This window comes from Algoriphagus sp. oki45 (assembly GCF_036245605.1).
GTDB lineage: Bacteria > Bacteroidota > Bacteroidia > Cytophagales > Cyclobacteriaceae > Algoriphagus.
Window position 1 is genome coordinate 2,171,711 of record NZ_BTPC01000001.1, and the last position, 20,948, is coordinate 2,192,658.

Below are 20,948 nucleotides of genomic sequence, written 5' to 3' on the forward strand. Positions count from 1 at the left end.
GAAAAAAGAATTGGCAGAAAAGTCAGTCAATTGCCCCTGATCCGTGACACAAGTAAAGAAATCCGGGGAAACTTTGGCTCATAAGCCTGACAAACTGACACCAAAAATTAAAAATAATCCAATGGCACAGGCATTGAAGCAGGGGGAGAGTAATTCATCTGAAAACTAATAAACTTATATAATCATGGGAAAAATTATAGGCATTGACTTGGGTACGACCAACTCCTGCGTAGCAGTAATGGAGGGTAATGAGCCTGTAGTCATCCAAAACAGCGAAGGAAGAAGAACCACCCCTTCTATCGTGGCCTTCTTGGACAACGGAAACGGAGAGCGTAAAGTAGGTGACCCGGCCAAGCGTCAGGCAATCACCAACCCTGCCAATACAATTTCCTCCGTGAAGCGATTCATGGGAAAGAAATTCTCAGAAGTATCTGAGGAGAAAAAACACGCTTCTTACAAAGTAGAGCAAGGCTCTAATGATACGGTAGCCATCAAAATCGGTGACAGATCTTATACCCCTCAAGAGATTTCTGCCATGATCCTTCAGAAAATGAAGAGCACCGCAGAGGACTTCTTGGGACAGACAGTCACTGAAGCGGTCATCACTGTACCGGCTTACTTCAACGATGCTGAGCGTCAGGCAACCAAAGAAGCCGGGCAAATCGCTGGTTTGGAAGTGAAGCGAATCATCAACGAGCCTACTGCAGCCGCCTTGGCTTATGGTATGGATAAGAAAAATCAGGATATGAAAATCGCAGTGTATGACCTTGGAGGGGGTACATTCGATATTTCTATTCTTGAATTAGGTGATGGAGTATTCGAAGTAAAATCCACCAACGGTGACGTACACTTGGGTGGTGACGACTTTGACCAAGTAATCATCGACTGGCTAGCCAACGAATTCCAAACAGAAGAGCAGATCGACCTGAGAAAAGATCCTATGGCTCTTCAGCGATTGAAAGAAGCTGCCGAAAAGGCAAAAATCGAACTTTCCAGCTCTGCTTCTACTGAAATCAACCTTCCTTACATCACAGCTACCCAAACCGGACCAAAGCACTTGGTGAGAAATCTTTCCAGAGCCAAGTTTGAACAGCTGTCTGAGAATTTGGTAAGAAGATCCATGGAGCCTTGCAAAAAAGCGCTTCAGGATGCAGGAATGACTGCTTCTGATATTGACGAGGTCATCTTGGTAGGTGGGTCTACCCGTATTCCAAAAATCCAGGAAGAGGTTGAAAAATTCTTTGGTAAAAAGCCTTCAAAAGGAGTAAATCCTGACGAAGTGGTAGCTATTGGTGCTGCTATTCAAGGTGGGGTTTTGACTGGAGAAGTTAAGGATGTACTTCTTTTGGACGTGACTCCGCTATCCTTGGGTATCGAAACCATGGGAGGAGTATTCACCAAGCTAATCGAGGCTAATACCACTATCCCGACCAAAAAGTCTGAAGTATTTTCAACAGCAGCAGACAATCAGCCTGCGGTGGATATCCATGTACTTCAGGGTGAGCGACCTTTGGCTAAGGACAACCGATCAATTGGTAGATTCCAGCTTTCTGACATTCCGCCAGCACCAAGAGGCGTACCTCAAATCGAAGTAACCTTCGACATCGATGCCAATGGTATTCTAAACGTATCAGCCAAAGACAAAGGAACCGGCAAGGAGCAAAAAATCAAGATCGAGGCTTCTTCCGGCTTGTCTCAGGACGATATCGAAAGAATGAAGCGCGAGGCAGAAGCCAATGCAGCTGCTGATAAAGCAGAAAAAGAAAAAATCGAAAAACTCAATCAAGCAGACAGCCTGATTTTCCAGACTGAAAAGCAGCTGAAGGAGTTTGGAGACAAGCTTTCTGATGGAAACAAGTCCAATATCAATACGGCTCTTGAAGCTTTGAAATCCGCCCACGGTGCCAAGAACCTTGAAGGTATCGACTCAGCAATGGCAGACTTGAACAAGGCTTGGGAAGCTGCTTCCACTGAAATGTACAACGCCACTCAAGGTGCAGGTGCACAACAGCCGGGACCTGATGCAGGAGCCAGCTCCAATGCAGGTGACGGAGTATCCGACGTAGATTACGAAGAAGTCAGCGAAGACAAGAAATAAGGAATCATTAATCCTTCTTGGCGGCATCTGTCCTTGGGCAGGTGCCGCTTCTTTTCTACCAAATGGGATTTGATCAAAAAAAATCCATTCATCATAAACTCAAATCGGGATGCAACTCACTGCCGATAACAAACTGAAAAAACTGATTGTGGTAGGAGACCGGGTTTTGATCCGGTTGAAAAAACCAAATGAAAAGACCGGGTCAGGACTTTATCTGCCTCCGGGAGTACAGGAAAAGGAAAAAGTGCAGCAGGGATACATTATCAAAGCCGGACCGGGCTATCCAATCCCAATGCCGGTAGAGGACCATGAACCCTGGATGGACAGTGATGAAAAAGTAAAATATGTACCCCTCCAAGCCAAAGAAGGAGATTTGGCTATCTTCTTACTTTCTGGTGCACATGAGGTCATGTATGAAGGTGAAAAATATTTTATCGTATCCCAGGCAGCTATTCTAATGCTTGAAAGAGAACAGGATTTATAATCACCCCAATTAAAGCAAAAAACCGATCGGCTGATCGGTTTTTTATGTTTAATGAATCCATCTTTTTTTAGATCTCATGGATTTAGGTTCTTCATAGACTGCTTTCGAATCCACTTGAGGTTTTTCCTTGTCCCAAGGATTGGTATTCTTTGCTTGAAGGCCTTTTGGATTATTGATTTCTTTTCTGAAACCTACATTTAATCTCTTTCGGGGCTCCTTATTCCAGACCACAGTGTTCTTTGCTTTTGGACCCTTGGTTGAAGAAATTTCCCCTTCATGGACCAATGCAATGCGCGGACTAGTGATTTTCCCTATTTTGGCGTTTTTCATTTTTGGCCCGAACCCTCCGTCTTGAGCAAGTAAAGGTGAGGCTATTATAAGAGCTAAAACAACCAGTAAAATTTTCATAGCAAGTGTATTTGGGTTACACAAAACTATACTATCCCTGCCAGAAAATGTTTCAAAACCGATAAAAAATCACCCTTTTAAATTTTTATCGATAGATTATTTCAAAATTCACAATATCACTACAATAATTCAAAAGGATATTTTTAAAGCCTGAAAATTCCACTTCTACCGCATATTTCTTTTCAGAGGTTCAAAAATAAATCGTTTATGCGCAAAAATTTCGATAAAGAGAAAAAGCCGAGGTGAAATTCACCCCGGCTTTATTCTAAAATTGACCCTGTTTATTTTTTAATTAAAATGCGAATACCGCTGCCAAAAGGAAAGAGGCCAAACCCTTGGAGGGAGTTAATTCCTTGGTAAGGAAATAGTCATCACTCATCGTATCAAACCTCAATTCTGGAATCAAGGTGAGGTTTTTACCGATTTTTGCATTACCTGACAGAGTAACCGCAAACACATTTCCATCACCATTTGAATCGGTAGAGACCACGCCGTCCAAACCACTATTGAACACACTGAAGTATTCCCCTCTCAGTCCAATACCAAAATTTTCACTTGGCCTTGCTTGAAGATATCCGGCAAATCCATAAAAGCCAGCTCCTTCACCCTCTGAATCCTGAATATCAGAACCGGTGTAAATTTCTCCGGAGGCAGAAGTATTATATGTCGTATTGACACCTAAATACCAGAAATCTGAAAGATCAAAACCGGTAGTCAAGTCAATCTGAAATGTCTTTCCTAAGGAGGTCTGACCTGGCTCAAGCAAACCATTGTCAGAAAGAGTCCCATCCTGATCTCCATAGACTACATTCAAATAGGTATTACCCAATGCTGTGGAGTAGCCCAACTGACCTCCAAAAGTGTAAGTACCATTCAAGTTGAATTCCGTCATATCGGTAGGATTCATGACTGCTGCCAAAAATGAAAGCTTATCTGACAATTGAATATTTGCTTTCAAGCCAGTATGGGAAAAAGGCCCATAGGAAAACATATAGGAGGTGGAATAATTGAAGTTTGCAGTGGGAGAAATTACTTCATACCCCAAAAAAGTATTGAAATTACCCATGGTCAAAGTCACCTTATCAGAGACATTCCAGTAAACATAAAGCTGATTGACAATTTGTGAACTTCCTGCAAAGCCTCCAGAGTAAAGAGGAGAACCAAATACGGCATCCTCTCCTCTCGGACCAAAGACCAAATCCACCACGGCTCCGACCTTTTTCCCTTCATAGGTAGCTATGATATTGGCCATACCCAAAGCAAATCCAGGCAGATTTCCGAATGATGAAGCTGGGGCTTGAAAATTTTCTCCTTTGTTTGGAGCGTTGAAATTGGTTCTAAAATAAGCGTCAACTGAGCCAGAGAGGGTCAAAGAGCCTGCTTCTTCTTCAATAGTTTCTTCTTGAGCATAAACAATTTGATAGGTGGACAAAACCACACATAGTATTAGTAGGAATAGGTTTTTCATTTTAATTTTGAGTGTTGGTGAATGATAGAGTTGACCAATAGAGCCCCTATCCGGTCGAAAGAGAGTCGCGTTTTTTTCTCCGGAAGGGGTTCTTAATTGAATTTTTTTTGATTCTTATTCGTCAAAGACGATGGTATAGCCCCGAATGCCATGTTCGTGAGAGTCCAAGCCACTTTTTTCATGAGCTTCAGACACTCGGATTCCTACAGTCTTTTTGAGCAGATAGAAAATAGCAAAGGCCGAAATAAATGCGGTAAGCCCGCAGATTGCAACACCGATTAATTGGGTGAGAAATGAATGCTCTGGATTGGTAGAAAATATACCGACGGCCAAAGTGCCCCAAATTCCACAAGTAAGGTGTACTGAGACAGCGCCCACTACATCGTCTAATTTGAACTTATCCAGAAGAACTGCAGATCCAACTACCAAAATCCCCCCGATAAAGCCCACCAGTACAGCACCTGCAGGGTTAATCACATCAGCGCCCGCTGTAATGGACACCAATCCGGCAAGAATACCGTTGAGAACCATGCCCAAGTCCAATCTTTTGAATGCAAAGTAAGCAGCCAAAAATCCCCCCAATCCGCCGGCACATGCCGCCAGGGAAGTGGTAACCAAGACAAAGGAAACCAATCCGGGATCAGCAGAAAGGACAGATCCTCCATTGAATCCAAACCAACCTAGCCAAAGCAAAAAGACCCCGATTACAGCCAAAGGAACACTTGCTCCCGGTTTCTCCACGGTTTTCCCATTGACATATTTTCCGATTCTTGGCCCAACCAAGATCACCCCTGCCAAAGCACCCCAGCCTCCAACAGAATGGACTAGTGTACTTCCAGCGAAATCATAAAAACCCATTTCATCCAATGCGCCACCGCCCCATTTCCAACTACCGATGATAGGATATACAAGTCCTACAAAAAACAGGGTGAAAATAAGGTAAGCACCAAGTTTTACCCGCTCGGCAATGGCTCCAGAAACTATGGTAGCCGCCGTAGCAGCAAACATGGCTTGAAAAAGAAAGTCAGTCCAATAGGTATACCCCCCGTCGGCATATCCCGCAGATACATCTGCAGTGGAGGGTGCGAACCAAAAAAGGTTCCACCCTGCCCCATCAAAGGAGAGCCAACCAGGCACTTCAAATCCAGGGTACATGAGGTAAAACCCGACAGCGGCATAAGAGATGATACCGATGATTGGGGTGACGGTATTCTTGAACAGAATATTGACTGTGTTTTTGGCTTGGCCAAATCCTGCTTCCACTCCAGCAAATCCAAGGTGCATGATAAAGACCAAGGCGGTGGAAAGCATCATCCAGACATTGTTGGTCGAAAGCACATTTTTCGACAGCTCTAATGTCAAATCCATTGTGGCCATGTCATTGGCCACTACGCTTGCAAAATACTTCATAGGTTTTAGGTTAAATTTTGTAGTTAATACAGAATTTATGATAGGTTTGAGAGCAAAAGCTCAGGATGAATCTAATTATAAAATTTTTAAAAAAACAAACCCATTTTTAAACTAAACGCATTAAAAAGAGACTATTACATTCATTTTTAAACCATTTTTTGCCATTTTTTCAATTATTATAAAAAATAGAGCTAAAAATTGACCCAATTGGTGATAAAATAAAATTTGGCTGAGATTCAAAAAATTCTTTGGAATCGATTACGCTAATTTATTTTTAAAATAAAATTAATTTATGGATAATATTTGCAGAATAAAATTCTGCATTTTTGAAATATTCAGAATTTACATGAGTTTACAAGGGATTATGAAAAACATAATTTGATATTTTTTGATATTTTTTTCAACCATAAACTCCGAAAAGCGCAAAAATTGGAAACCATAGGATCAAAATCTACCCCCAAAAATCAGATATAATCCTAGTTTTTGATAATAATGGGTGAAATCAAAACCAAGCCTCGGCTCAAATAGAGAGTCAATCAGATTCTCCAACTCTTCGATAAAGAAAAGCGATCAACTTCGATCAAATTAAATGACTATTCAGACTCATTCATTGAAGAGAAAAGAACAGGCACAGGGAAACAGTTACTTTTGAAGGCTGGCAAATTCCTTCGCAAAATAGGTAAGAATGATTTTTGCACCGGATCTCTTGATGGAGGTAAGCATTTCTAACATGGCTCGCTCCCCGTCAATCCAACCTCTTTCAGCAGAAGCCTTAATCATACTATACTCTCCGGACACATTATAGGCAGCAATGGGGAGAGGATAGTTGTCGCTTAGCAGTTTGATAATGTCCAAATAGCTCAAAGCCGGCTTGACCATTAAAAAATCGGCCCCTTCTTCCATATCCAAATCCGCCTCAATTAATGCCTCTTGACTATTGGCTGGATTCATCTGATAAGTCTTTTTGTCACCAAACTTAGGAGCAGAGTCCAAAGCATCCCGAAAAGGCCCATAGAATGCGCTCGCATATTTTGCAGTGTAAGACATGATGGATGTTTCCGTAAATCCATTTTGGTCCAAAGCTTCACGAATATATCCCACACGCCCATCCATCATATCTGAAGGTCCTAGAATATCAACTCCTGCTTCTGCCTGTGCCAAAGACATTTTGGCCAAGATCTCCAAAGTCTCATCGTTAAGGATCTTTCCATCTTTCACTAATCCATCATGCCCATCGCTGCTGTAAGGATCCATGGCGACGTCGGACATCAGACATAGTTCTGGGAAGTTCTTTTTGATTTCCCGAAGAGCTTTTAAATAAAAGGTCTCTGGATTATAGCTTTCTGAGGCTATTTTATCCTTTTTGGATTCCGGATAGGCAGGGAAGACATCTGCTGCTGTAATTCCCAACTTCATGCATGCTTCAATTTCCTTCAACATCAAGTCAGTAGAGTAGCGATATATTCCAGGCATAGAGGCCACCTCTATTTTTTGATTGGTTCCTTCTACCAAAAACATCGGAAAAATCAGATCCTTGACCGAAAGCTGAGTCTCTTCTACTAAATTCCTTACTGATTCGGATTTTCTGTTTCTTCTAGGTCTTCTTTGCATAATATTTAGCCCAATAGATTACTAATTATTTGGGGAGTGATGGAAATATAGTCCTGCAGATAGTCGTCACACTCCGGAAGTTGATCTTTAGTATGACTGGATAGCACGCCAACCACCTTCATCCCGGCATTTTTAGCGGCAGTGACCCCAGAAAAGGAATCCTCAAAAACTACACAATCCGAAGCATCAATCCCCAGATTTTTTGCTGTTTTTATATAAACCTCTGGGTCTGGCTTGTGTTTAGTCACATGTTCGCTAGCTAGTGCGGAATGTAAAAATGGAAAGAGATTCAGGCGCCCCCCGATCAATTCCAAATTGGCAAATGGAGCCGATGTAGCCACTCCCAACTTAAATCCAAACTCTTTCAGGCTGTGGAAAAACGGCATAAAACCGGGAATAGGTTCTACATGATGCTGATAGATCTCCCGGAAAAGGCTTTCCTTCTCAAACTCCAATTCTTCTAATTCCTCTCCCTTGATCTCTCTTCCCAAAAAATGACTTAAGATATACCCATTGTTTTTTCCATACATATGCTCTTGAAACTCCTCTTCTGTCGGAAAAAGATCTCTTTTTTCGAAAAAAAATCTAAACGCTTGAGAATGAAAGGGGTTGGTGTGACAAATCACCCCGTCCATATCAAAAATCACTGCTTTGCCCATAGGTTAAGGAAATAAAAAGGACTTCGCTTTCCGTTTAAAGAAACACGAAGTCCGGAATACTGATTACGATTAGGAATTAAATTCTGAGATTACTTTTTCAATGATATCGCAGCATTCATGCAGCTGTTCTTCAGTCATTACCAAAGGAGGCGCAAATCGAATGATATTTCCATGAGTCGGCTTGGCTAAGAGTCCATTCTCTGCAAGCTTCACACAAATATCCCAAGCAGTGGTACTTTCTGGAGAATCATTGATTACTACTGCATTGAGGAGACCTTTTCCTCTTACCAATTTAGCAATAGCATACTTATCGACCACACGCTGCATTCTTTCCCGGAAAAGTCTACCGAGCTTTCTGGCATTCAGGGCCAATTTCTCATCTCTTACTACTTCCAAGGCTGTCATGGCGACTTTGGCCCCAAGAGGATTTCCGCCGAAAGTAGAACCGTGCTGCCCAGGCTTGATTACTTCCATCACCGACCGATCGGCCAATACAGCCGATACTGGATAAAATCCTCCGGAGAGCGCTTTACCTAAAATCAGAATGTCGGGTTTGGTGTAGGTTTCTTGTCTTTCACAGTGTCCTTCGCAGGTACAATTACCGCATACGGCCAGAAGTGACCCTGTTCTTGCTACTCCTGTTTGAATTTCATCTGCAATAAAGAGCACATTACTTTTGGCACAAGCCTCTTTGGATTTTCTGATAAAATCCTCTGAAGGCACATATACGCCGGCCTCACCTTGTATCGGCTCGACCAAAAAGGCAACTACCCCTTCTATTTTTAAGGCATCTTCTAGTGCCTCTACATTATTATAAGGTATGCGAATAAAGCCATCGGTGAATGGACCAAAGCTTTTTCTGGCATTGGCATCATTGGAGAATGAAATAATGGTGGTGGTTCGTCCATGGAAGTTGTTTTCGGCCACAATGATTTTAGCCTGATTTTCGGCGACACCTTTTTTCTCATAGCCCCATTTCCGAGCAAGCTTCAATGCAGTCTCTACTCCTTCTGCCCCTGTATTCATGGGCAAGACCATGTCAAACCCAAAATACTCTGTAATGTATTTTTCAAAAGGGCCAAGCATGTCGTTGTAAAAAGCCCTCGAAGTCAAAGTCAGGGTTCCGGCTTGTTCAATCATCGCATCTTTTATTCGGGGATGACAATGCCCTTGATTAACTGCTGAATAAGCGGAAAGGAAATCAAAGTATTTTTTCCCTTCAACATCCCAAAGATAAACTCCCTCTCCTCGGGACAATACGACAGGTAGTGGGTGATAATTGTGCGCGCCGTAGCGATCCTCTAGATGGATGGCTTGTTGACTGGAGGTTACCGTTTCCATGATTTGGTTAATTTTGCTAGGTTTATTTCAAGTTCCAAATATAATGAATGCCTTCGGGCCAAACCATGAAACCGGAAAAGAAGCCACTCCCAAAAATTACACCGGAGGATTATTATTTCAACGAACAAGGCCTGATGGTTTTCACTGAGAAATACCATTTGAAAAGAGGCTATTGCTGTGGAAGCGGATGTAGGCACTGCCCCTACCCGAAAGGGTAAATAAATTGGGGAATTTTTAAAATGCTTTGTTGGTAATTCCCAAAAAGTTCCGATATTTGCAGACTCATTACAGAAACGCATACCAATTACGATACATAATCATGGCAAAAGTTTGTGACATTACCGGCAAAAGACCTCGAGTAGGTAACAACGTGTCCCATGCAAACAACAAAACCAAGCGTAGATTTTATCCAAATCTTCACAAGAAGAGCTTCTACGTACCTGAGGAAGACGCATGGATCACTTTGAAAGTGTGCTCTAAAGCATTGAAGACAATCAATAAGAAAGGTATCACTGCCGTTTTGAAAGAAGCGCAGGATAAGGGTATGATTGTAATTAAATAATCAAAGTCACATTCCCCTAAATCAACACCGAGATGGCTAAGAAAGGAAACAGAGTACAAGTGATTTTGGAGTGTACAGAGCACAAAAACTCTGGCATGCCAGGTACTTCAAGATATATCACAACGAAGAACAGAAAAAACACGACGGAAAGATTGGAATTGAAAAAGTTCAACCCAATCCTGAAGAAAGTAACTGTTCATAAAGAAATTAAATAATTTTAGCTGGGTATAATCACCCTTAAACAACAAAGACATGGCTAAGAAAGTAGTAGCAACCCTGAAAAAAGAAGGTGGCGTATCTTACGCCAGAGTAATTCGTGCCGTAAAGTCTGACAAGACTGGTGCTTATACCTTCAAAGAAGAAATGGTTCCTTCCACAATGGTACAGGATACCCTGAAAAAATAATTGCCAAGTGCATCGTAATGCTTACAAGTCCCTGCTGAAATTATTCAGAGGGACTTTTTCGTTATATTCACTTTTAACTATCCAATTCTAACTATGGGAATCTTTGGCTTTTTCTCTAAAGAAAAAAAGGAAAGTCTGGACCAAGGACTGCAAAAGACCAGCGAGTCTATCTTTTCCAAACTCAGTAAAGCGGTAGTCGGGAAATCCAAAGTCGATGAAGAAATTCTAGACGAACTGGAAGAGATCCTAATCACCTCGGATGTAGGGGTAGACACGACTATCAAAATTATCCGAAGAATAGAGGAGCGTGTGGCCAAGGACAAGTACCTCAATACCGAAGAATTGGACAAAATCCTGAGAGAAGAGATTGCTGGACTCTTAGAAGAAAACAACTCCCAGGATTTTTTGGATTTTGATATTCCTGAGGACAAAAAACCCTACGTCATTATGGTCGTGGGAGTAAACGGGGTTGGCAAAACGACCACCATTGGCAAATTAGCTAACCTGTTTAAAAATGCAGGAAAATCTGTCATTCTCGGGGCTGCGGACACATTCAGAGCAGCGGCCGTGGATCAGCTGATCCTATGGGGTAATCGGGTAGGTGTCCCGGTCGTCTCTCATGGAATGAATACAGATCCCGCCTCGGTAGCCTTCGATGCTGTAAAGCAAGCTGTTGAAGCTAAGGCAGATGTGGTTATCGTAGATACGGCAGGAAGGTTGCATACCAAAGTCAACCTGATGAATGAGCTGAGCAAAATCAAGCGGGTCATGCAGAAGTTCATTCCGGATGCACCCCATGAAATCATGCTGGTGCTCGATGGGTCGACCGGGCAAAACGCATTTATTCAAGCGAAAGAATTCACAAAAGCTACGGAAGTGACCTCTTTGGCCATCACCAAGTTAGACGGAACGGCCAAAGGCGGTGTGGTCATCGGGATATCTGACCAGTTCAAAATCCCGGTCAAATACATAGGCGTGGGAGAAAAAATGACCGATCTCCAAATATTTAACCGAAAGGAATTCGTCGATTCCCTATTCAAAAAGAAGTAAATTCTCAAGTCAATCTGAAATCCTCCAAAAAATTTGGAGGATTTTTTTTTGAAAAGAATAACCATTTAAATTTTTTTTGCGTTATTCACATTGATATCAATTTAATATCATATTGAAATGGAGAAAACTAGCACACCTCTATCCGGCTATTTGATGCTATTCTTAGCATTGGCCCTTATCCCTGCCATCGTATGGGCTTTCTTCAATCAGATTATCTGGTTGGGAGCAGTATTAATCCCTGTTTTTATCCTGATTTTACCAGGATTCTTTACTCTCCAGCCAAACAAAGCAATGGTATTAATCCTCTTTGGAGCCTACAAAGGCACTGTCAAAGCCAACGGCTTCTTCTGGGTGAATCCTTTCATGACCAAACAGAAAATCTCCTTGCGAGTAAGAAACTTTGAGAATAAGCCACTCAAAGTCAATGATAAAATAGGAAATCCTGTAATGGTAGGAACAATTGTGGTGTGGCAGGTGGAAGACACCTTCAAGGCCACATTCGATGTAGAGGATTATGAAAATTTCGTCCACTTGCAGACGGACGCAGCTGTAAGAAAAATGGCAGGAAAGTATCCTTATGATGATTTTGAGGCTGAAAATGCTGAAATAACACTCCGATCAGGTGTCGAAGAAGTAAATCATTCACTGGAAGCAGAAATCGTGGAGCGGTTGAATCACGCTGGCATTAAGGTAATAGAAGCGAGAATCTCTCATCTGGCTTATGCTTCCGAAATCGCCTCTGCCATGCTCCAAAGACAGCAGGCTACAGCCATTGTAGCTGCCCGAAGAAAGATTGTAGATGGCGCTGTCGGCATGGTAGAAATGGCTTTGGCTGATTTGGGAGAAAAAGGCATTATCGAATTCGATGAAGAAAAGAAAGCCACTATGGTCTCCAATCTTATGGTAGTGCTTTGCTCAGACAAAAGCGCCAATCCTGTATTGAACGTCGGCACCCTTCACCAATAAACTAATGTGATCATGGCAAATCATGTGTTCAAAGAAATGCAGTCCTACAAAGGGACTTGGGTCATGTACCTAATTTTGGTCATCGAACTTCCGATAATCCTCTTGGTTTCCACCTTGGTGTGGAACACTGAAAAGGGGACAAATGAGGGAGTTTGGGGGATCGGAGCTGTCATACTGATCGTGTCTTTGGTATTCATGTTTTTGATGATCATCCGACTGGAAACCCGAATTGATGATTATGGAGTCAAATTCCGGTTTTTCCCATTCATTTCCTCTTGGAGATCATTCCCAAGGACCCAAATCCGGGAGATCCAAGTCATCAATTACAGCCCTTTGACCGATTATGGAGGCTGGGGGCTAAAAGGAAACAGAACAACAAAGGCATACAGCATCATTGGAGACGAAGGGATTCTTTTGGATATAGGAGAAAAGAAAAAAATTATGATTGGCACACAAAGAGGTCAGGAACTCAAGGCCTTTTTGCAAGACTGGCTAGATTCTGAAGAGTATGGCTAAGAAGAAAGCATTTGCATTGAGACTTGATGAGGATATGCTCAATGCAATCGAAAAATGGGCTGCAGACGAATTCAGAAGTGCAAATGGTCAGTTGGAATGGATCGTCCGGGAAGCTCTCAAAAAAGCAGGAAGGCTTCCTAAATAGGTCTTTTGAATGGATTCATCAAATCCCTTCAGAATCCATTTATTCTTTCTTTCTTTTCCGTTGCTTTTCTGATAAATTCAAAGAAGTTTAAATAAACAATTCTACCATGAAAAATTTCAATAAAGTATTGCTTGCGGTAATTTTTGTATTCACGGCATATTTGGCGCCAACTTTTCCTTCCTTTTCTCAAAAACCCAAAGCTGAATTGACTAAGGAGGAAAAGAAACTATTGAAGGAAACAGAATCTCTCCAAAAGGCCGAAATTGATCTTGAAAAATCAGAGCAAAAGCTCAAAAAAATGAAGGATTCACTTCAGAAAAAACGGAAGAAATTTGATAAGGAAAACTCAAAAGGTAACCTTTCCCCGGATAAGGTATCCAAACATACCAAGACCTTATCTGATCTAAACAAGAAAATCGAAAAGGAGGAAAAGAACATCGAGAAATTGAAAGAGTATATAGAGTCCAAAAAAGATAATCCTTAACCAAACCATTAAGCCACCTTTTTTGATCTGCCCCCAAAAAGTTGGACACTTATTGGGGGCATTTCTATGAGCAGAAAAATCAAGTATGATGTCGACTTCAAACTTCAAGTTGTTCATCAAATCATCAAGGGGAAGGAGTCGGTAGATTCCCTGAGTATCAAATTCCACATCACGGATTCTCTGATAAATCGGTGGGTTCACTTTTACCGTCTTCATGGGATTGATGGGCTGTTGCCTAGCAATAGGCACTACAGCCCTGAATTCAAACTTCGGGTAGTTCTTACAGTAAGGAAAGATTCTTTATCTTTAAAAGAAGCCAGTCGCCAGTTCCGGATTGCCAGCGATTCCACACTGAAAAAATGGCTGCTTCTTTATGATTCCTTTGGCCCAGAAGCGTTGAAAGTTGAGCGACGAGGCAGGCCAAAAACAAGAAACCCTGCTATGCCCAGAAAGCCCAAAAGACCCCTGACCCGAGAAGAACAGCTCCTGGAAGAGCTGGCAGATCTGAGAGCTGAAAACGCCTACCTAAAAAAGCTTCATGCCTTGATTCAATCCGAAAGCGGGAAAGAAGAAAAACGCAAATCATCCAAGAATTAAGGCAGCAGCATGCATTGGTCAAGCTTCTCAAGCATGCTGGGATGGCACGAAGCACCTTCTACTATCATCTCAACCAACTCCGCAAACCGGATAAACACCAGACGGTCAGAAAGGAAATCAAGCAGATCTATCAGCTTCACAAAGGCCGATATGGCTACCGAAGAATCCATCTGGAACTCAAGAACAGAGGCTATGCGATCAATCACAAAACCGTTTTCAGCCTGATGCGGGAACTTGGACTTAAAAGTCTGATAAGAGCCAAAAAGTACGTTTCCTACCGGGGAGAACAGGGTAAAATAGCGCCTAATATCCTCCAACGAAACTTCAAAGCAGATCAGCCCGAACAAAAGTGGGTCACTGATATCACCGAGTTCAAGGTTAAAGACAAGAAACTCTATCTGTCGCCGATCCTGGATCTGTACAACGGGGAAATCATATCCTATACTTTGGCTGACAGGCCTCAACTCAAGCATGTCCTGGATATGGTCAAAAAAGTGAAAAAACAAGGGAACGAAAACTCTACAACTATCCTGCACTCTGATCAGGGATGGCACTATCAAATGAAGCGATACCAGCAGCTACTCAAAGACAGAAACATCCAAATCAGTATGTCCAGAAAAGGGAACTGTCTCGACAACGCAGTCATTGAAAACTTCTTTGGAACTCTCAAATCAGAGCTGTTCTACATGAAAAAGTACCAGTCTATTCACCAACTCAAAAAAGAAATCAATCAATACATCCATTATTACAACCATCATCGGATTAAATCCAACCTAAATGGAAAAAGCCCGGTACAATACCGAGCTCTTTCTCTAAATTTAAATCATTCTTAACCGTCCAACTTTTGGGGGCTAGTCCATTTCTCAGAAGGTGGCTTTTATTTTATTTTGGTAATTTTAGGGCCAAATACATCCCATGAAAGCCCTCATCAGTTTTGTAATTCGATTTGTCCCAAGGCCTCTTTTACAACGAATTAGTCCAATAGCCTTGAAAATCGCCTCAGTGGCAAATAGGGGAACCCAAGTCAAATGTCCGGTTTGCGAATCCAGCTACAAGAAATTTCTGCCTTATGGAAGAATTGCGAGAGAAAATGCGCTTTGTCCTTCTTGTCTTTCTTTGGAGCGGCACAGATTGATGTGGCTTTTTTTACAGGAAAACACAGATTTTTTTAAAGCTCCTTTAAAAGTTCTCCATATTGCTCCAGAGCATTGCTTTATCTCAAGATTCGAAAAGCTTCCAAATTTAGATTATATCACCGCGGACATCGAATCGCCACTGGCAAAAGTGAAAATGGATGTTCATTCTATCCCCTTTCCCGAAAACACCTTTGATGTGATTTTTTGTAATCATGTACTCGAGCATGTGGAAGATGACCTACTTGCCTGCAGTGAGTTTAATCGGGTTTTGAAACCAAATGGTTGGGGGATTCTGCAATCTCCCGTTTATCCCTTGGAAAAAACGCTGGAAGATCCCAAGGTAACTGATCCCGCAGAGCGGGAAAAGCTTTTTGGTCAACGGGATCATGTCAGAAAATTTGGTTTGGATTACGCCGAAAGACTAAGAAAATCCGGACTGCAAATCGAAGAAAACCAGTTCGTAAAGGAGCTTCCCGTGGATTTGGTTAAGAAATACGCCCTAGCACCAAACGAAACTCTTTTCGTTTGTAAAAAGGGAAACTAGCCGGCGATTGATTTTTTTACCCTTTCCAACAGTAATCCTGCACCATAGGATACCAACTGGATTATCGATGTTGCCCAACTCAAAAGAGACACGGAAACACTTCCAAACCTGTTGCCAGAGCTGACTAAGATGGCCATGGACCAAAACCCCAATGCTAATAATTCAAGCTTAGCAATTGGGGTATAAATCAAGCCAAAAACCGGAATAGAAATCAAAAAAATCAGAAAACCAGTGGGAAGACAATGAACCAACTGAATCGCCTCTGGATGATACCTAGATACATTCACCCGATTTCTACCAAATGAAAAAGCCTGCTTTGCAAAACTTATTAGTGTATTTTTTCGCTTATGGTAAACAAAGGCTTCCTTGATCAGCTCCAGCTTAAAGCCCGCCTTTTTTATTCGAATACTCCACTCAATATCTTCACCCTGATTTGGATCTGCAAATCCTCCGATCTCTTCAAAAACACGCCTAGAAACCCCCATATTAAATCCCCTGGCCTGATATTTTGCAGGGTCTTTTAACTTTCCTCGTATCCCTCCTGTGGTCCAAAAAGAAGTCATGGCAAAATCCATAGCTTTCTGAAGGTCAGAAAAATCAGAATCAGCCGCATCAGGCCCGCCAAAAGCATCCAATTTCCGTCTTTGAATGGCCCGAAAGACCTTGCCCAAGTAATCACTAGGCAAAACCACATCAGAATCTAAGATGATAAAAAATTCACCTTGGGCTTTTCTCATCCCATGATTCCTGGCAAAACCCTGTCCGGAATTTTCCTGAAAAATATAGCAAAGCGAAAAACTGGATTCAAAGTCACGACAAATCTCTTCTGAATCAACAGTAGAACCATCTTCCACTACGATCACCTCAAAATCCAAGAAATCTTGGGTGGAAATACTCGATAGCAACTCTCTGATTTCATCAGGTCGGTTGAAAACTGGAATAATGATGGAGAAGAACATCAGAAATCAAAATTGATTTCTTCATCAATTTTGTACTCCGCTTCCTTGGAATTGGAGGAAGTCATCAATTCGGCGATAAATCCGGTCACAAAAAGCTGAACACCGACCACAATCGCCACTAATGCCAAGAAAAACAAAGGTTGGTCGACGATTTCTCTGACCTTTATTCCTCGGCTCAAGCCATAGACCTTCTCAAATATCAACCAACAAGTAATCAGAAATCCACTCAAGAAAGATAAGGTGCCCAAGGTACCAAAAAAGTGCATGGGCTTCTTTTTGTATCTATGGACAAAAGATACGCTGATCAAATCCAAAAAACCATTCAGAAAACGTTCAAGTCCAAACTTGGAGTAGCCGTACTTTCTAGCTTGATGCTGCACTACTTTTTCACCGATTTTCTGAAAACCATTCCACTTGGCCAACAGGGGAATATACCGATGCATTTCACCGTAAATGGTAATATTTTTCACCACCTTATTTCGGTAGGCCTTTAGCCCGCAATTGAAATCATGAAGCTGTATACCCGAAATCCAGCGGGTGACTCCGTTAAAGAATTTGCTGGGTATCGTTTTTGAAATGGGGTCGTGTCTTTCCTTTTTCCAACCCGAAACAACATCAAGGCCTCCTTTGATCATTTCATAGAGTTCGGGAATTTCATCAGGACTATCTTGGAGGTCCGCATCCATGGTGATGACAACTTCACCTTCTGCTCTTCTGAATCCCGCATCCAATGCCGCAGATTTCCCATAGTTCCTGGTGAAATTAAGCCCTCTAAGGAATTTATTATTTCCTGAAAGATTTTGGATCACTTCCCAAGATCGATCTGTACTTCCGTCATTGATCAATATGACCTCATAAGAAAAGCCGTGCTGAGTCATCACACGGCTGATCCATTGGGTCAATTCTGGCAAAGATTCTTCCTCGTTGAATACTGGAACTACGACGGAGATCTGAATCATGGATTAATAATCTAGGGACTTATCTCTTTTCTTTAAGATAGCTCCCAAAATTAATGCAAGTATGGCATAGAATATCAGACTAAAGCCAAAACCTTTTATTTGTCCAGCCAAAGTAAATCCAGAAGCAGAATTCGCTCGCATTTCTTCCAATTGATCCGGAGGAATCGAGTCTGGATTAGCTCCGAATCTTTCCATCATACTCAAGGAGTTTTCAAATGTAAGATCAGCCAAAACTTGGGGAAGGCTGGGGTCTATGACATGAAAAAGAAGAATGGAGCCAATAGAAGATACAAGTCCAGAAACCACCATGGTGATAAAACTGAAGTTAAAAGCGGTGCCAAAAGACATAAAACCACCCAGTTCGGCCCTGTATTGCTTTCCAAAATAAATAATGAGTACAAAGAAGATGACTATTGACACCAAGAAAAACCACCCTGAGGCGAGTAGACTGGAATCAATAAAATAGGCAATGTAAGTAACTGCCATCGCGATCAAACCCATCGTAATTCCTGGTTTGACAGCTGCTTGAAAAGGGGATTGTGTTTGTCCTTCCATAGTGCTTAAATTGGATTTTTTCTTAAAATAATTGAAATAATAATGCTAAAAAACATTCCGGGGATGATTTTCCAAAGTCCATCATTGAAGGCTATATCCCAAGAGGTTAATGATTTTATACTTTCTTGAGTATAGTTAAATGATGTTTCACCTACCTGGGAAATAATCATGTCCCTATTTTCTTGTAAAACTTGGACCTTTGATTCTTTAATTAATTGAAAAAAATCCGGCATTAGAGAAAGAATGAGCCAAATCCCCAGAGTGGATAATATTCCAATCATAGTATAGGTTACAAATCCAATAGTCATTCCTTCCGCGAAAGAAAGAAATCCATTATTGGAATATTCCTTAAAAAACTTAATCGCTAAAAAAACTGCGACTGGAATAAGTACATAACCAAAAATCAAACTAAGGTTAGTCGGATCTGGGCTTAAAAACCGAAGTAAAAAAAAGGAAATCAAACTGAGTGCACCACCTAAAACACCGAATTGATAGGCAGTTTTAAGGTATTTATTCATTTACTCTGTGGAGGTATCCCTTTTGAAATACAAACTTTACCTGTCCAGTAAGACTTTTCCCAAACCAAGGATGATTAGAGGAAAGGGATTTATTTGATTTTTCATCATAAATCCAAGCTTGGTTAGGATCGAAAATAGTCACAGAATCATTTTGCGACCCGATAACTTTTGACGGTCCGCTTGTGATTTTTTCAATTAACAATTCCCAACTCAATTCTTGAGAAAGCTGAACCAATGCCGGTAGAAAAGTCTGTAATCCTGTCATCCCAAAGGATGCCAAATCAAACTCTGAAAATTTAGAATCAAAATCTTGGGGTTGATGGTTAGAAACAAGAGCATCAATGGTTCCATCCAAGATTCCATCGATCAAGGCCGATCTATCGGATTCTGACCTGAAAGGAGGATTCACCTTATAATTAGAATCAAAAGTAGTCAGATTTTCATCTCCAAAAATAAGTTGGTAGATGCTAGTATCAGCGGTAACATTGAGATTCTCAGCTTTAGCTTTCCTAATCAATTCTACCCCTTTTCTAGTACTTAAGGTCTGAAAATGAACCCTTCCACCTGTATAGCGAAGAATTTCAAGATTTCTTTGAATAGCAATATCCTCGGAAAGGTTTGGAATTCCTTTCATTCCTAGTTGAGTAGATATTTCCCCTTCATGCATTTGTCCAAATATTGAAAGAAGGGGATCATAAGCATGATCAAACAGGATTCCATCAAATTTCTGGAGATACTGCAAAATCTTCATATATCGATCGGAATTGGAAAGAGGCTTAATCCCATCTCCAAAAATCTTTACCCCAGATTGGAAGTGCATATCAAGAATCTCGGTTAAATCTTCTCCCAAGGTATTCTTGGTAACAGCTCCCATGATTTCAAGATCTATCCCAAATTTTTTAGATCTATTTAGGACAAAATCCACTTCATTTTTGGATTGAATAACGGGATCAGTATTTGGCATAATGACTGCATGAACAAAACCAGAAGAAATCAAGCTTTCACAGAGGGTTTTCACTGTTTCCCGATATTCTTGTCCAGGTTCGCCAAGACCACAACGTAGATCTATCCAGCCAGAAGAAGCAAAATATGAAGAGCAATCAATTATTTCCTTGAACTCTGATTCTGAATAATTGACCAGTTCTCCGAAAGACTGATCATTGAAAAAATAGTTTTTGGGTTCGGAAATTTTTCCGTCGCGGATAAATCTGAGATTCTTAAATAAAACTGACATCCATTAAGATTTAGTGCAAAACTGCAATAATATTCCCTAAAATGAAATGTTCTATGGTGAAAACTAGTACAGTGAAAATTGAAACAAATGAATCACTAATTGGCAAATAAGGCCAGATATCAGAATTAATGCCACATAACTGCAAAAAGAATTTTCAATAGAAATCTGTTTAGAAAAAAGCTTGCTTGAATCTTATTTTGGCCACATATGTATTTTAGACTACTTTCCTGTGCGCAAAGATGTAAAAGTTTCCTTTATAGGTCTTAGGTCTTGTGTCTTGTGTCTAGTGTCTTTATTCTTATCACCCCTAAACGTCAAAAGCCCTTCGGGTTATCGAAGGGCTTTTAGAATAAAGTGGCGGCGACCTACTCTCCCGGGTGTAACCCCAGTACCATCGGCGCTGCAGGGCTTAACTTCTCTGTTCGGGATGGGAAGAGGTGGGACCCCTGCGCTAGGCCGCCTAAATCTTGATGTCCGATGACCGATGTCCGTTGACGGATGATCATGCGTACACATAATTTCTTAAGTTCTGCTTTTGTCTTTCATCGGTCATCCGACATCCGACATCCAGCATTTTAACATATTTCGTAGAAACTGTAACAAACCGTAGGTAAGCTTTCGGGCAATTAGTACTGCTCAGCTATGCCATTGCTGACTTTACACCTGCAGCCTATCAACCTGGTCGTCTCCCAGGACCCTATATGGAAGTCTCATCTTGAGGGGAGTTTCGCACTTAGATGCTTTCAGCGCTTATCTCTTCCCGACGTAGCTACCCGGCAGTGCAGTTGGCACCACAACCGGTACACCAGCGGTCAGTCCAACCCGGTCCTCTCGTACTA

Annotated in this window: 23 protein-coding genes, 2 rRNA genes and 1 pseudogene; 13 read left to right on the plus strand and 13 right to left on the minus strand. The window is 41.5% G+C overall.

Annotated elements, in window-relative coordinates:
- The first annotated feature begins 184 nt into the window (after positions 1–184).
- Complete coding sequence (dnaK, locus tag AAA942_RS09465) at positions 185–2,098, plus strand: molecular chaperone DnaK (RefSeq protein ID WP_338219996.1); 1,914 nt, start codon at positions 185–187, stop codon at positions 2,096–2,098.
- Between the two features lie 109 nt (positions 2,099–2,207).
- A complete protein-coding gene (locus AAA942_RS09470; protein WP_338219997.1) occupies positions 2,208–2,582 on the plus strand; it encodes a co-chaperone GroES in 375 nt (124 codons plus the stop codon).
- Positions 2,583–2,630: 48 nt separating this feature from the next.
- Here AAA942_RS09470 and AAA942_RS09475 read toward each other — a convergent pair whose 3' ends face one another.
- From AAA942_RS09475 to rocD, 6 genes are all read right to left on the minus strand, one after another.
- On the minus strand, positions 2,631–2,912 hold the full coding sequence (locus tag AAA942_RS09475) for a hypothetical protein (protein WP_338219998.1): 282 nt from the start codon (positions 2,910–2,912) through the stop codon (positions 2,631–2,633).
- Positions 2,913–3,282: 370 nt separating this feature from the next.
- Positions 3,283–4,458 (minus strand): porin, encoded by a 1,176-nt coding sequence (locus AAA942_RS09480; protein ID WP_338219999.1) that lies wholly within the window; start codon positions 4,456–4,458, stop codon positions 3,283–3,285.
- A 114-nt stretch (positions 4,459–4,572) separates the two neighbouring features.
- Positions 4,573–5,835 carry an ammonium transporter gene (locus AAA942_RS09485; protein WP_445083336.1) on the minus strand — a complete coding sequence of 421 codons (1,263 nt, stop codon included), beginning with the start codon at positions 5,833–5,835 and terminating at the stop codon, positions 4,573–4,575.
- Between the two features lie 675 nt (positions 5,836–6,510).
- A complete protein-coding gene (gene hemB / locus AAA942_RS09490) occupies positions 6,511–7,479 on the minus strand; it encodes a porphobilinogen synthase (RefSeq protein WP_338220001.1) in 969 nt (322 codons plus the stop codon).
- Between the two features lie 5 nt (positions 7,480–7,484).
- On the minus strand, positions 7,485–8,138 hold the full coding sequence (locus AAA942_RS09495; protein ID WP_338220002.1) for an HAD family hydrolase: 654 nt from the start codon (positions 8,136–8,138) through the stop codon (positions 7,485–7,487).
- A gap of 69 nt (positions 8,139–8,207) precedes the next feature.
- The gene (rocD, locus tag AAA942_RS09500) at positions 8,208–9,479 is read right to left on the minus strand and encodes an ornithine--oxo-acid transaminase (protein WP_445083329.1); all 1,272 of its coding nucleotides are present in this window, start codon (positions 9,477–9,479) and stop codon (positions 8,208–8,210) included.
- 65 nt (positions 9,480–9,544) lie between these two features.
- Here rocD and AAA942_RS09505 point away from each other — a divergent pair, with 65 nt between their 5' ends.
- The 11 genes and pseudogenes from AAA942_RS09505 to AAA942_RS09555 all read left to right on the plus strand — a co-directional run bounded on the left by AAA942_RS09505 (position 9,545) and on the right by AAA942_RS09555 (position 15,884).
- Complete coding sequence (locus AAA942_RS09505; protein ID WP_338220003.1) at positions 9,545–9,697, plus strand: DUF5522 domain-containing protein; 153 nt, start codon at positions 9,545–9,547, stop codon at positions 9,695–9,697.
- A gap of 101 nt (positions 9,698–9,798) precedes the next feature.
- Complete coding sequence (gene rpmB, locus AAA942_RS09510; RefSeq protein WP_338220004.1) at positions 9,799–10,041, plus strand: 50S ribosomal protein L28; 243 nt, start codon at positions 9,799–9,801, stop codon at positions 10,039–10,041.
- 32 nt (positions 10,042–10,073) lie between these two features.
- Positions 10,074–10,256, plus strand: a complete 183-nt coding sequence (gene rpmG, locus AAA942_RS09515; protein WP_026950880.1) for a 50S ribosomal protein L33 — start codon at positions 10,074–10,076, stop codon at positions 10,254–10,256.
- Between the two features lie 37 nt (positions 10,257–10,293).
- Positions 10,294–10,446, plus strand: a complete 153-nt coding sequence (locus AAA942_RS09520; RefSeq protein ID WP_338220005.1) for a DUF4295 domain-containing protein — start codon at positions 10,294–10,296, stop codon at positions 10,444–10,446.
- Between the two features lie 93 nt (positions 10,447–10,539).
- Positions 10,540–11,496: a signal recognition particle-docking protein FtsY gene (gene ftsY, locus AAA942_RS09525; protein ID WP_338220006.1), complete on the plus strand. Its 957-nt coding sequence runs from the start codon at positions 10,540–10,542 to the stop codon at positions 11,494–11,496.
- Positions 11,497–11,613: 117 nt separating this feature from the next.
- Entirely contained in the window at positions 11,614–12,462 is an 849-nt protein-coding gene (locus tag AAA942_RS09530) for an SPFH domain-containing protein (RefSeq protein WP_338220007.1), read from the plus strand.
- A gap of 12 nt (positions 12,463–12,474) precedes the next feature.
- Positions 12,475–12,978 carry a hypothetical protein gene (locus tag AAA942_RS09535; protein ID WP_338220008.1) on the plus strand — a complete coding sequence of 168 codons (504 nt, stop codon included), beginning with the start codon at positions 12,475–12,477 and terminating at the stop codon, positions 12,976–12,978.
- The gene (locus AAA942_RS09540; protein ID WP_338220009.1) at positions 12,971–13,123 is read left to right on the plus strand and encodes an Arc family DNA-binding protein; all 153 of its coding nucleotides are present in this window, start codon (positions 12,971–12,973) and stop codon (positions 13,121–13,123) included. The genes AAA942_RS09535 and AAA942_RS09540 overlap by 8 nt, the downstream gene beginning before the upstream one ends.
- A gap of 106 nt (positions 13,124–13,229) precedes the next feature.
- Positions 13,230–13,607, plus strand: a complete 378-nt coding sequence (locus AAA942_RS09545) for a hypothetical protein (RefSeq protein ID WP_338220010.1) — start codon at positions 13,230–13,232, stop codon at positions 13,605–13,607.
- A 66-nt stretch (positions 13,608–13,673) separates the two neighbouring features.
- Positions 13,674–15,037: pseudogene (locus tag AAA942_RS09550) on the plus strand (IS3 family transposase).
- Positions 15,038–15,119: 82 nt separating this feature from the next.
- On the plus strand, positions 15,120–15,884 hold the full coding sequence (locus AAA942_RS09555; protein WP_338220011.1) for a class I SAM-dependent methyltransferase: 765 nt from the start codon (positions 15,120–15,122) through the stop codon (positions 15,882–15,884).
- Here the strand turns inward: AAA942_RS09555 and AAA942_RS09560 are convergent.
- The 7 genes from AAA942_RS09560 to AAA942_RS09590 form a co-directional block, all read right to left on the minus strand.
- Positions 15,881–16,843 carry a glycosyltransferase gene (locus AAA942_RS09560; RefSeq protein ID WP_338220012.1) on the minus strand — a complete coding sequence of 321 codons (963 nt, stop codon included), beginning with the start codon at positions 16,841–16,843 and terminating at the stop codon, positions 15,881–15,883. The two genes, AAA942_RS09555 and AAA942_RS09560, sit on opposite strands and share 4 nt — an antisense overlap.
- A complete protein-coding gene (locus AAA942_RS09565) occupies positions 16,843–17,802 on the minus strand; it encodes a glycosyltransferase family 2 protein (RefSeq protein WP_338220013.1) in 960 nt (319 codons plus the stop codon). Before AAA942_RS09565 ends, AAA942_RS09560 begins: the two co-directional genes overlap by 1 nt.
- 3 nt (positions 17,803–17,805) lie before the next feature.
- A complete protein-coding gene (locus tag AAA942_RS09570) occupies positions 17,806–18,357 on the minus strand; it encodes a DUF4199 domain-containing protein (RefSeq protein ID WP_338220014.1) in 552 nt (183 codons plus the stop codon).
- Positions 18,358–18,362: 5 nt separating this feature from the next.
- Positions 18,363–18,875 (minus strand): DUF4199 domain-containing protein, encoded by a 513-nt coding sequence (locus AAA942_RS09575; RefSeq protein ID WP_338220015.1) that lies wholly within the window; start codon positions 18,873–18,875, stop codon positions 18,363–18,365.
- Positions 18,868–20,109: a dihydroorotase gene (locus AAA942_RS09580; protein ID WP_338220016.1), complete on the minus strand. Its 1,242-nt coding sequence runs from the start codon at positions 20,107–20,109 to the stop codon at positions 18,868–18,870. The genes AAA942_RS09575 and AAA942_RS09580 overlap by 8 nt, the downstream gene beginning before the upstream one ends.
- A gap of 352 nt (positions 20,110–20,461) precedes the next feature.
- Positions 20,462–20,573: ribosomal RNA gene (rrf, locus tag AAA942_RS09585) — 5S ribosomal RNA — on the minus strand.
- Between the two features lie 142 nt (positions 20,574–20,715).
- Positions 20,716–20,948, minus strand: a 23S ribosomal RNA gene (locus AAA942_RS09590); the annotation flags it as partial.